Raw genomic sequence first — 13,107 nt, forward strand, 5'->3', positions numbered from 1 at the left:
ATCACCTTTGCTTGATTTTATCTTTCGTCTCTTTTCTGGTCGGCCGTTTTTTCAAAAGAGGCGTCGGCAGTCTGACGATCGTATCTTTTAAGTCCTGTCCCGGCTGCGCCATGATCGGAATAAGATAGTCCTGGCCGAAGCTTTTCAGGCGCATCAGATGGCCGACGACAAGCAGATAACACATGATCAGTCCGTATAAACCTAATATCGCCGACAAAATCATCGAAAAAATACGGATGAGTCTCAGCGGAAAATTGAACGCATAGGAGGGCGCCGTAAAAGAAGCCAATGCCGTAACGGATACGATAATGACCATCATCGCGCTGACGATGTTCGCCTGAACGGCGGCCTGCCCGATCACCACGCCCCCGATCAGGCCGATCGTCTGTCCGATCGGCTTCGGCAGCCTGAGTCCGGCTTCTCTGATCATCTCAATCGTAAAAATCATAATAAACGCTTCAACAAAAGGGGGAAACGGAACATTCAATCTGCTTCCGGCAATCGTCACCGCCATTCTCGTCGGCAAAAGCCCCGTGTGAAACGTAACGAGCGATATGTAAAGGCCGGGTAAATAAATCGTGATTAAAATGCATGTATACCGAAGCAGCCTGAGAAAGTTAACCGGAACCCACCGCTGATTATAATCGTCAGGTGAGTGGATAAATTCATCAATGGTAGCCGGCACCAAAAGGGTAAAAGGCGTTCCGTCTACAAGAATGGAGACCCTTCCTTCCAAAAGAGCGCCCATAACCCGGTCGGGCCGTTCGGTCGTCAAGACGGTCGGGAAAATGGAATACGTGTTATCTTCAATAAGCTGCTCGATCGTTCCTGATTCCGGAATGTCATCAATGGTGATCGAATCCAGTCTTTTCATCACTTCTTTTACAACATCATCAGGCGCAATATCCCGAATGTAGGCAACGGCGATCCGCTTTTTTGTCCGTTCGCCGAGTGTGATCTCTTTGATCTGGAGGTTGGGATCACCGGACTGCTCGCGCAAAAGCGCCGTGTTCGTTCGGAGCTTTTCGACAAAACCTATTCTCGGCCCCCGTTCAAGCACTTCTGAAGCCGGTTCTTCAATATCACGCATTTTAAATGTTTCCGTCTCAAACGAAAGGGCTTCCTCCCATCCCTCCGCCAGCAAAACCGATTTGCCGGAAAAAATGTCTGCCTCCGCGTCCTTAAGTGAAGAAAGCCGGGTGTGACGATAGCCGAAAGAGATGGATGACGGCGGTATTTCAGCCGGTTCCTCTTGATGCAGGGCGGCCGCCTGCACGGGCGAAATAATATATTCCGCAAGCAATTGATTCTCGGTCAGTCCGTCTATATATATAAGACAGGCGTCACATTTGCCGTTTCCGTACGTAAACGAATAAAACATCATGTCATCGCTTTGGCCGATCCGTTTTTTCAGCGCTTCAAGGTTTTTGCCGAGCTCCGCATGTATCGTCATAATGTTCCCCCCTTTCCATCAGTTATTTTAATTTGCGACAAACAAGGCATTTTATTCTGGAATAGGAAATGACTGAGCATTCCGCCCCATCCGAATGGTATAATGAGCAGGTCAGCCATTTTATACATATTGTTTTTAACCGCGGCTCTCCGTGTTTTAAAAAAGACACAGGGGGAATGGGATATGAGCCGCTTTTTAAGGGGAGGGGAACGAACATGACGCAAGAGCCGATTTTTCTACAGCCTGTATGTAAAGAAAAAATATGGGGCGGCACGTTATTACGCGAACGATTCGGATATGACATACCTTCAGAAACAACCGGCGAATGCTGGGCGATATCAGCTCATCCGCACGGAATGAGCACGGTCAAAAGCGGTCCGTATCAAGGGAAAACCTTGATGGAACTGTGGGATCAGCATAGAGAATTATTCGGCGGAACGGAAGGGGACCGGTTTCCGCTGCTGACGAAAATACTGGACGTCAAACATCATCTGTCCGTTAAAGTCCATCCTGACGATTATGACGCCGAGGAGCATGGACAGGGCGAAACGGGGAAATCTGAGTGCTGGTACATTATTGACTGTAAAGAAAATGCGGAAATCATATATGGTCATACGGCCCGTTCGAAAGCGGAACTTGTCACCATGATTAACAGCGGTGACTGGGAAGGCCTGCTGCGCCGCGTGAAGATCAAACCCGGCGATTTTTATTATGTGCCGAGCGGAACCATCCATGCCATTTGCGCCGGGGCGCTCGTGCTGGAAATACAGCAGAATTCAGACGCCGCCTACCGGATATATGATTACGGGCGTACAGATCAAAACGGCGGGGCGCGTGAGCTGCATATCCGCGATGCCGTCAACGCCGCCACCGTTCCTCATGTGGATGGATTTTTGGATGAATCAACTGAAACGAGAAAAGGCATCACCATTAAAACCTTTGTGCAGGGAGAATATTTTTCTGTATACAAATGGGATATCAGCGGGACGGCGGAAATGACCCAGGACGCTCCGTTTATGCTGTGCAGCGTCACAGAAGGAAGCGGCTCCATCATCTTTGAAGGCAAGTCCGCCAAGCTTGAAAAAGGCGCGCATTTCATACTGCCGGATCAGATGCCTGACTTTACGATAAACGGAGATTGCACGATCATCGTTTCTCATATATAAAACCAAACTTAATCCCAGCTCTGGGATTAAGTTTTTTTTATTTGGATAATTGGATGATTTCTCTCTGTAAAAATGAAGAAAGCGGGCCGATAAATAAACTAGTTTGATAGAAACCAATTGAATCAGAAAGAGGAGAAGGAATGAAAAAGAGATTCGTTGCACCTATGTTATTGTCCGCCGTTTTCCTTGTCTTTAGCACCGTTACACAGCCCGCCGAGGCCGCATACAGCGACTACTCCGTTTACGAGCTGGAAACGAAGCAGCAATTTGCTTCTGAGAACGAGGCGCTTCAAGCGGCAGCGAAATTGAAAAAGGATACGGGGTGGCAGGCTGACGCAAAGAAAGCCGGAAATGCGCCGCTCACTTATCAAATCTCAGCTTCAGGCTTACACGATGAAACGGATGCGAAAACTGTGCTGAAAGATTTTATGAAGCAGACGGGCGTGGCCGGCACTTACAGCGCAAGCGGAAGCAAACAGCCTTACGTGACCGTTACATCAGGCGTTCTGTCAGACGAGCGGCAGACGAAAAATCTTCTTGCCGAACTGACGAAAAAAACGGGCGTGACCGGCGCCGTCAAGCCGGCGGGGACAAAACAGCCGTATATGCAGGTCGTGACTTCTGAGATGGCGGCCGATGCGGATGCAAAAGCGCTCTCGCAAGCGTTGACGAAGCAGACGGGCGTGAAAGCGTCATACCGTCAGATCAAACGGGAAACAGCTCGGTTTCAGATCCAATCGGGAACAATCTCCGGCGATCAAAAAGCCGCTCAGATTCAAACTGATTTTCAAAAGGAAACAGGATTGCAGTCGTCGCTGAAAGTCACGGCAAAGGCCAGTCCGAATATCACCGTGACAGCCTCTGACATTTCAAATGCAAATAATGCGGCAGGTTTAGTGAAACAGCTGCAGCAGAAAACGGGCGTCAAAGGGAACGTTCAAAAGTATGCCCAAAGCAAAACAGCAACCGTGTATAATGTGCAGTCAGGATATTTTAACGGAGTAAGCGCCGTACAAAATGCTATCACCCAAATCAAGAAGAATACGGGCGTCAGCGGAAGCTATCAAAAAGCCGGCAAGAAAAATAATTACACGGTCGCGATGAGCGGACTGACGGCTAAGCAGCTGCAAAGCGTGCAAGCTTTCTTTAAAAAGAAAAAATGGCATTGCGACGCATCGCCTGTCAAAAAGACAGCATCAGTGTCCGTTTACCGGATCACGGCAGGGCAGCTTACCGCTGCAAAGGCAGATCGAACGGAGGCGTTTTTCCGCCAGCAGCATGTAAAGACGGCAAGAACAGCGGCGAGAAAAACAGCAGAAAACGAATATCAGCTGCTTTCTCAGCAGACGGCAGACCAGTCGAAGATAAAAAAAAGGATTGAATCTGCTGGCGGGATATAAACTGACTGCCATTTCAAAAACGATATCCAAGCAGACGGACACAACGTACCAAGTCACAACCGAATCACTGCTTGATACGGCAAAGATCAATCAATCGCTGGATTTTTTCAAAGGGAAAAAAGTATCCGCCTCCGCACAGAAAACAGGTGAAGCGGCGTATACACAATTCAGAATTGAAACGGCACCGCTGCTTAAGAAGGAAGACATTGACCGCGTGACTGCTTTTTTCAAGCAAAACAAAGCGGCCGGCACTGTGAAGGAGACGGGGAAAACCGGCTCTGCACAGTACGTCATCAAAACCGAAAAATTCAGCAGTAAAACCGTTTTAAATAAAAGCATGAGCTTTTTCAGCGCCAAACAATTACAGGCCGGCTATACGAGTGAAAGCCATCCGGTTTATGAACTCCGCATTCGCGATCAATTCACGGGAGCGCAGTCAGCGGACGCCGCCTCCCAAAAGCTGAAAAAGCTGTACGGATGGACGATGGCTATTCTGAAAATAAAAAACGGACCGCAAATCATGAATACCAATTACAACATCTCGCTGGCAGATATGGTCAAAAAACAAATGACAGTCAGCCCGCAGACTGATGCCGCGGCCTATGCATCGCTTACGTACATCAACACGGCCTCCGGGACGGTCACAGCCGACGTCCTGAACGTCCGGTCAACCCCGGAAGTCAGCTCCGGCAATATTATCGGGCAGTTGAAAAAAGGCGATAAAATCAGCATCACAGGCCAGACAAACGGCTGGGCCAAACTCAGCATGGGCTGGAGAAACGCCAGCAGTGACGAAGTCGGTCAGTACGTCAATCCGGCTCACTTCGCACAAGACAGCAAGTATTACTTTCAATTTCTGAAGCTCTCTCAGACAGCCGGACTGAACGCATCGGAACTGAATCAAAAAGTGCTGGTCAATAAAGGAATACTGACAGGAAAAGGCCAGGCCTTTATTACAGCCGCCGGCAAATACAGCATCAATGAAGTGTATTTGATTTCGCATGCTTTGCTTGAAACGGGCAATGGCACGTCAGAGCTTGCGAACGGCATTATGTATAATGGTAAAAAGGTTTACAACATGTACGGCATCGGGGCTTATGACAGCAACCCGAATTACTACGGCGCACAATACGCGTATAAGCAAGGCTGGTTTACTCCGGAAGCCGCGATTATCGGCGGAGCCCAATTTATCGGTGCGTCTTATATTCACAATCCTTCATACGAGCAGGATACGCTGTATAAAATGAGATGGTCTCCAGCCGCGGCTCATCAGTATGCGACAGACATCGGCTGGGCGTATAAGCAGGTAAACCGCATGTACAGCTTATACTCACTGCTGGATGACTATACGCTTTACTATGATGTTCCCGTGTATATGAAAGTATAAAAAAAGGGCTGAAGTGCATGCTTCAGCCCTTTCTTCATGCAAAAAACACCCGCCTCAGATTCAGGCAGGTGCTTCAGCGCAATTTTTCATTTTTGTTTCCGCAAATTTTAATAACGCTTCACTCGAATTCCCATCTGAATACATATTCCATTTGTCCGAGAACCGCTTCATTTCTTCTGCACGAAATGGCTTTTTCGTCATTTCCTCCAGAAGAGCTTCGCTGTCATGACAAGCTTTTCCGGGAATGACGGAAGTATAATTGTCGATTAAACCGCGTTTTCGATCATATTCCTCCAGATCATACGTGAAAAAGAAAATCGGTTTATTTAAGAGCGCGAATTCAAAAGGCACGGAAGAGTAATCCGTAATTAAAATATCAGCCGCTTTCAAGAGATCATGAAGACGCATGTCAGACACGTTCTTGATCAATTCGCTTTCAAACGAAGCTGAAATATGATGCAAAACGGCAGGATGAAGCTTTACAAGCAGCATATACTCTCCGTTTAACGCGTTTGTAAGCTGTTCTTCGGTGAATGGCAGCCGAAAGGACTGCATATCATAATCCCTGAATGTCGGTGCGTACAGGATGATTTTTTTCGGCCATTTGTGCTTCAGTTCGGGCTTGTGTTCTTCATAATACACGTCAGTCAGGGGGACACCCGTTTTTAACAGCTGGCCGTCCCGTATGCCGAACGACTTTTTAAAAACGTCAGCCATCGCGTCTGAACCGACGGTGACAAAGTCAAACGAGCGGTACACTTTTTTAAAACGGCTGATGTCTGATGCCGGACGGTTTTGATTCGTCACATCCTCAAGGCCGAACTTTTTCAAAGAGCCGTTCGCATGCCACACCTGAATACATGTCGTTTGCGGCCGGCGGTTTAAGACGCTTGTCATGAGGAAATAGTTATCCGTTATCACCGCTTTGCTCTTAAAAAGGATCAAAACCGCCTTCAAAAGATGCAGCGGATGTTTTTCGTTCAGATAAAAAGAGCCGAGACCTTCCAGCTCTTTTTTCAGACTGACGGCGTGTCTCGTATACAAAACCGTCATTTCATAAGAAAGCGATTCAGCGTGCGCTTTGTAAGAGCGAATGAGAGCCTGTGCATTCTCTTCAAAAGATACCAGCAGGGTCAGATGGTTCTTGGGCTTTACAGGCTTGAACAAAACGCCCAGAACAGACAGATATATAGAATAAAAAGCGGCGAATAAAGATCGCAAGTTCATAGATTACCAATCTCTTTTGCTGTTTTATTTGTTTAAAGCTGTTTCGTTTGATCTTCTGCCTGCTTGGAATACAGGCTTTTATTTGATTTATTATTTCTCAAAACGGTAAAAGCATACTTCGGAATGTTCAGCATCCTTTTCCATCTCCACGGATTCGTCACCAGTCTGTACAGCCATTCCAGATTCGTTTTGATCATCCATTCAGGGGCGCGTTTCACCGTTCCGCTGAACACATCAAAGCTTCCGCCCAAACCGATCGATACAGCCTGAGGGAAAAGATGTTTGTATTCATAAATAAATTGTTCCTGATGGGGATATCCTAAGGCGACAAACACGAGATCGGGTTTGGCCCGGGAAATCTGTTTGGCGACGAAGCGTTTATCCGCTTCATAACCGTTGCTGGCTCCGACAACCTCAATATTCGGATACTCTTTGCCGATCCGGTTCAAAACGGCGTCAAGCACGTCTTGCTTAGCTCCGTATAAAAATATTTTTTTTAGACTGCCGGTTTGCGAGACCTAGCAGCGACAGAAACACATCGAATCCCGCAATTCTTGATTTCAGCGGGTGCTGCGTCAAACGTGACATTAACACGACGCCGATACCATCCGGCAGGACGAAATCCGCGGAAGAAATGACTTGATGATAACCTTTGTCTTTCGCAGCAGCGTATCCGATCTCAGGGTTGACCGTCGCAATGACGGCTCCTTGCCTCTGTGCGATATAATAAGTGTCTAAATATGAAATAAACTCCTGTAAATTTCCATTAACATAAGAAAGGTTGTGCACCATTTCAGTCTGCATCTGCCGTCCTCCTTTTTGTACGGGATTTTCTTTCATTTTTTCGTGACTTAGGCTAAGCTTTATTTTAACATAATACCTTCAGATAAACTTAACAATAGTTTTACAAAAATATAAATAAGATAACAATTTCTTTAATCAACCGCGCAAAAACCCTGCTAAACTCCTATTGTAATAACATTTGTTAATAAGTGGAATTTAACTTCGTTTTACATTGGCTTAACCTTTTCAGGGCTATGTGATATAATGAGGTTCCATGAGTACGAAATTGGCACTTTAGTGATTAAGGATACAGCTGCGCAGCATTTCAGGGCAGTTGCTTGTTATACGTATGATGATAGAAAGGAGCTTTTGTTTCATGAAGAAGGTCATTACTTACGGAACGTTTGATTTACTGCATTGGGGTCATATTAAACTGCTTGAGCGCGCAAAGCAGCTTGGAGATTACCTAGTTGTTGCCATCTCAACAGACGAGTTCAACCTGCAAAAACAAAAAAAGGCCTACCACAGCTATGAACACAGAAAGCTGATTCTGGAAACGATCCGTTATGTCGACGAAGTCATTCCGGAAAACAGCTGGGATCAAAAAGTACGTGACATAGCAGATCACAACATCGACGTGTTCGTGATGGGAGACGATTGGGAAGGCAAATTCGATTTCCTTAAAGATCAATGCGAAGTCATCTATCTCCCTAGAACCGAAGGCATTTCCACCACACAGATTAAAAAAGAAATTGCCGGGGTGTAATTGAAACATTCGGATATACAGATGATAAAGAAGTACTCCCTCCGGATAGGGAGTACTTCTTGTAATATAAGGTTATTTTCGCTATATTTGTTATGCGCTTTTGAAAAAAAGCTAGACAATAAGAGGAGAATTTAAAGATGAATCTTAGTAACTTTTTTAAGTTGAATAAAAAAGAGTCCAAGCCGTCCGTAGAAGAACGCGAATATACCATTTTAAACAAAGAAGCATTGGCGGAAGAGAAGAAGGTAGCGGTAGTCGTTCCTGTTTATAATGCAGAAGAATATGTAAGGAAAACAGTTGATTCTGTGATCCTTCAAAACATCGGCTTTCAGCATATTTCTTTAATTCTGGTCGATGATTGCTCTACCGATGATTCCAGAAACATCCTGACTGAGTACGCCGAATTGTATGAAAATATTACAGTCGTCTTTTTGAAAGACAACACGGGAACTCCGGCTTATCCGAGAAACTTGGGAATTGAGCTGGCAAATGCGAAGTACATTACATTTTTGGATGCGGATGATTGGTTTGCGCCGAACGGGGTTAAAATCTTATTTGACATGCTTGAAAGAGATCATGTAAATTATGCGGTCGGAAAAACGATCGAAATGCAGGTGAACGGTCAAAAAACGATCGGGAAACATGAGTCTTCGCTGAACAGAGCGAAGGTATCGCCTTTTTCAATCCGGCATATTTTCTATCATCTGGGCCCGCGGGCAAGAATGATGAACTTACAATTTCTAAAAGATAACGATATCAGATATCCGGAAATGAAATTTGCTGAAGATAAGCAATTTTTTATGGATGTTCTTTTGGCGTGCGGAGATATTTCAACGTCAACCGAACCGGTCTATTATCTGAACAGAATGGACAATAATGAGTCGCTGACAAAGCAGACCAATATAATGGAAAAAACCGACACGAACATAGCCGTAATGAAGTATATTCTGAACAAAAAATTAGATACTGAAAAAGAGAAGATGGCGATGAACCGCCTGATTGAATTCGATTCCATTACGCGGCTTTTCGATCGGATGCACTTCCTGAAAAGCGAAAACAAAGAAGCCTACTACAATAAATTCAATGAAATTCTGAATGTGTTAAAGAAGACGAAATACGATATTTCCGAGACATTTTTTCATCCGATTCATAAAACAGCCTACCGTCTGCTGACTCAAAAACGGTATGATGAGGTCGAAAAGCTGTTCCGCTGGTCCAAAAAAGAGCCCGATAAAAACATCGTGACGAAAGACGGACTGGCTTATTTAGAAAGCCCGCTGACGGATGAAGAAAATAAACTGGTCGAACTTCGCATGCACGGAGAAACGGAAAGCGCGGTGTTCGCCGATCATAAATTCACCGTTACGTTCCGCTTGTTCGGACAGGACAGAAATAATGCCCAATATATTCAGTTTCAGCACAGAGATAACATGAAAGTACACCACCAGTTTCCGGTTCAGTCACTGGGAGACGGGCGGTACGTCCTTGAAATCCCGTTAAGTGACATTGAAAAAGTCGGACTTGGCGGTTATATTATGTATGTCATTTATAACGATTATGAACGTGTCATGTTAAACAGAGAAGACGGTGAAAAGGTGACGGCAGAAGCGAACGGACTGCAATATCAATTCTACCGGACGGTGAAGGAGAACCTTTCACTGAAAGTAACAAAATGATGATTGTGATTGGATATGTTTAATTGAAACAGAGGAGTAGACTTATTTTATGGGTATAGAAAATCCTGTCAGATACAAGTTAAAACATCTTAACATAAAGGAAGAGACATTCAGCATTACGATATCCTGTGAAAATGTCACTGCAGGGGAAGAGCCTTCTCTTCAGATTATAAATCGTAAAACAAAAGCGGAACTTTCCGTCCCTCTGAAACGGTTGGCCGGAGAGGGCGGAGAGTACCATGCTGTCATGAGCACGGATCTGCTTTCTGACCATACGGACGGCAAAGGATGTCTGGATTTCTATGTCTCCTTTATCAATGATGACAGTGATATCAGTAAAAAACGGTTAAAATCCAGCCTTGAACCTATTGAACTGTCTTCTTATAAAGATGAGGCTCATCATATGTACTTTTTCCCTTACACGACGAAGAAAGGGAATTTCTCCTTAAAGCTGCTGCAGAAAAAGTTCGTCACGCGGATTGATGAAATGGAGCTCGAATCTGACGGCAGCTTACATCTGAAAGGTTTTGCATTCCGGCTGAATGCGGCAGAAACCTTAAAGATAAAAGAAAAAAACCTGATTCTGAAAATGAAAAAAGGAAAAGAAGAGGAGCCTCTCATTCTGAAGTATCCGCTTCACGACGTGCCGAGACACGACCTTGATGAATATGTTCAGGACACAACGATGCTTGACACGATAGGCTTTGATACAAAAATTGATTTGAATGCCGTTTATAAAGAATTGAATCAGCAGCTCATCTTTCAATTCCATATTCAATTCATTTTTGAAGATGCCGGGACAGGTGAAGAGATTATCACCAACAGCAAACCGTTAAAGGTTCTGAAATCTGAACATGTAAACCCTAACCAATTCACGGTTCTTAAAACGGAAAAAGGGCCTGCCAGATTTCACGTTTTCACGAAAAAGAAAACGAAAAATCTCCACCTGAGAATGAACGATTACAGCTTCAGCACCCGCGTGGAGTATTTTGTGAAAGGAAAGCTGAAACGGGGCGCTTCCTTTGTACGCAAGAGAAAGAATAAGCTGAAAAAGTTCATTGAGAAAAGAATACAGAACACTTACAAAGCAGGATTCAGATTTGCAGGAAAACTGCCTGTCAAACAGAAACTTGTCATGTTTGAAAGCTTTGCCGGAAAACAGTACAGCTGCAACCCGCGGGCGATTTATGAATACATGAGCAAAGAGATGCCGGAATACCGTCTCTGCTGGAGTGTAAACCCCGCTTACTCACAGACATTTAAAGATAAAGGTATTCCTTATATCGAACGCTTCACGTTCAAATGGCTGTTTGCCATGGCAAGAGCCGAGTACTGGGTTGTCAACAGCCGTATGCCGCTGTGGATTCCGAAACCTGAGCATACGACATATGTCCAGACATGGCACGGCACGCCTTTAAAGCGCCTTGCCGTAGATATGGATGAAGTGCATATGCCCGGAACAAACACTGAAAAATACAAGCGCAACTTTACGACAGAGGCTTCAAAGTGGGATTACCTGATTTCACCGAACGCATATTCAACCGAAATATTCGCCCGGGCGTTTCAGTTTAATAAAACCATGATTGAATCGGGATATCCGCGGAATGACTTCCTTCAGACGGATAACAGCCCTTCTGTCATTAAAGCGCTGAAAGAAAAAATGAATCTTCCGCAAGATAAAAAAGTGATTATCTACGCACCGACATGGCGGGATGACCAATTTTATAAAAAGGGAAAATACAAGTTTGACCTTGATTTAGACCTTCACCAATTGAGAGAAGCGATCGGCGACCGTTATGTCATTATTTTACGGATGCATTATCTCGTGGCGGAAAACTTTGATCTCGGACCGTATGAAGGATTTGCGTATGATTTCTCCAGCTACGAAGATATCCGTGAGCTGTATATGGTCTCTGATTTACTCATAACGGACTATTCCTCTGTCTTTTTTGACTATGCGAATCTGAAAAGACCGATGCTGTTTTATGTGCCTGATATCGAAACGTACCGGGATAAACTCAGAGGGTTTTACTTTGACTTTGAAAAAGAAGCGCCCGGCCCGCTTGTCAAAGAAACAGGTGACGTTATCAAATGGGTCAATGAAACGGAATCAGATGATTATAAGCTTCCGGATTCGTTCGGGCCTTTTTACGAGAAGTTCTGTTATTTAGAAACCGGAGAATCGTCTGAAAAAGCCGTAAAAGTGATTTTCGGGGACAAGTAAATAAGTGCAAAAAAGCATAATTTAACCATGTTAATTATGCTTTTTTGCTTAAGTGACGGCATGTTGCGCTCATGGGACTCAGGCTTGTTATGAAGTGAAAAATACATCGTAATCTGTTACAATTATGAGCGGTGCTTTTGTAAGTCAAAGCTATTACCTAAAACTTACGACTAAGGAAGATTAGAATGAATGCATTGGTAAAAATTCTGAAAGAGCAATTCAACTCATTTCCGCTGATTATGCGGCTTGCAGTGTACGAAACGAAATCAAAGTATCAAGTGAACTATTTGGGTATATTGTGGCAGTTTCTCAACCCTATGATTCAAATGCTGGCTTACTGGTTCGTATTTGGTCTCGGGATTCGCGGCGGACATGATATGGTGCTTGGAAATGGAGACAGCGTACCGTTCATCGTTTGGATGCTGGCCGGCTTAATTCCTTGGTTCTTTATCAGTCCGACGATACTGGATGCATCTAACAGCGTTTTTAAACGGATAAATTTAGTGTCGAAAATGAACTTTCCGATCAGTTCACTGCCTTCTGTAGTGATAGCATCGAATTTATTCAGTTACTTTGTGATGATGGCGATTTATATTATTGTGCTGCTGAGCAACGGACTGTTTCCGACGCTTCACTGGCTGCAATATATTTATTACTTGTTTTGCATGATCAGTTTTATGTTTGCTTTCGGCCTGTTTAATTCAACCATCAGCGTATTAATCAGGGACTATCAGTTTTTGCTTCAAGCCGTCACAAGGCTTCTCTTTTTTCTTCTGCCGATTTTCTGGGACATTGCGGAGAAATTTGGAAACAGACCTGAAGTTTTGACCATCTTGAAGTTAAACCCTCTTTTCTATATTATCGAGGGCTTCAGAGACAGCTTTATGGAAGGGCAGTGGTTTTTCCACGATGTGAAATACACGCTGTATTTCTGGTTCGTCACACTGCTGCTGTTAACAGTCGGTTCACTTCTTCATATGAAATTCAGAGATAAGTTTGTTGACTTTCTTTAATATAGTAAGGAG

7 protein-coding genes and 2 pseudogenes are annotated in these 13,107 nt (G+C 44.5%); 6 read left to right on the forward strand and 3 right to left on the reverse strand.

The window, feature by feature from the left end:
• Position 1 precedes the first annotated feature (1 nt).
• Positions 2 to 1,453 (reverse strand): spore germination protein, encoded by a 1,452-nt coding sequence (locus MJQ52_RS14110; RefSeq protein WP_071392381.1) that lies wholly within the window; start codon positions 1,451 to 1,453, stop codon positions 2 to 4.
• Between the two features lie 215 nt (positions 1,454 to 1,668).
• Here MJQ52_RS14110 and manA point away from each other — a divergent pair, with 215 nt between their 5' ends.
• A complete protein-coding gene (gene manA, locus MJQ52_RS14115; protein WP_094247919.1) occupies positions 1,669 to 2,619 on the forward strand; it encodes a mannose-6-phosphate isomerase, class I in 951 nt (316 codons plus the stop codon).
• A 140-nt stretch (positions 2,620 to 2,759) separates the two neighbouring features.
• Positions 2,760 to 5,406: pseudogene (locus MJQ52_RS14120) on the forward strand (N-acetylglucosaminidase).
• Positions 5,407 to 5,466: 60 nt separating this feature from the next.
• On the opposite strand, the gene MJQ52_RS14125 reads toward MJQ52_RS14120, so the two are convergent.
• A complete protein-coding gene (locus MJQ52_RS14125) occupies positions 5,467 to 6,633 on the reverse strand; it encodes a CDP-glycerol--glycerophosphate glycerophosphotransferase (protein WP_025853551.1) in 1,167 nt (388 codons plus the stop codon).
• Positions 6,634 to 6,665: 32 nt separating this feature from the next.
• Positions 6,666 to 7,437, reverse strand: a pseudogene (locus tag MJQ52_RS14130) (WecB/TagA/CpsF family glycosyltransferase).
• A gap of 355 nt (positions 7,438 to 7,792) precedes the next feature.
• On the opposite strand from MJQ52_RS14130, the gene tagD reads away from it, so the two are divergent.
• From tagD to MJQ52_RS14150, 4 genes are all read left to right on the forward strand, one after another.
• A complete protein-coding gene (gene tagD / locus MJQ52_RS14135) occupies positions 7,793 to 8,182 on the forward strand; it encodes a glycerol-3-phosphate cytidylyltransferase (protein ID WP_025853549.1) in 390 nt (129 codons plus the stop codon).
• A 137-nt stretch (positions 8,183 to 8,319) separates the two neighbouring features.
• Positions 8,320 to 9,858 carry a glycosyltransferase family 2 protein gene (locus MJQ52_RS14140; RefSeq protein ID WP_025853548.1) on the forward strand — a complete coding sequence of 513 codons (1,539 nt, stop codon included), beginning with the start codon at positions 8,320 to 8,322 and terminating at the stop codon, positions 9,856 to 9,858.
• 49 nt (positions 9,859 to 9,907) lie between these two features.
• Positions 9,908 to 12,082, forward strand: coding sequence for a CDP-glycerol glycerophosphotransferase family protein (locus tag MJQ52_RS14145; protein WP_043867476.1), 2,175 nt, complete (start codon positions 9,908 to 9,910; stop codon positions 12,080 to 12,082).
• 185 nt (positions 12,083 to 12,267) lie between these two features.
• The gene (locus MJQ52_RS14150; protein WP_003151365.1) at positions 12,268 to 13,095 is read left to right on the forward strand and encodes an ABC transporter permease; all 828 of its coding nucleotides are present in this window, start codon (positions 12,268 to 12,270) and stop codon (positions 13,093 to 13,095) included.
• Positions 13,096 to 13,107: the final 12 nt, after the last annotated feature.

The sequence above is a fragment of the Bacillus sp. jun7 genome (genome assembly GCF_051034795.1).
GTDB classification, from domain to species: Bacteria; Bacillota; Bacilli; order Bacillales; family Bacillaceae; genus Bacillus; species Bacillus velezensis.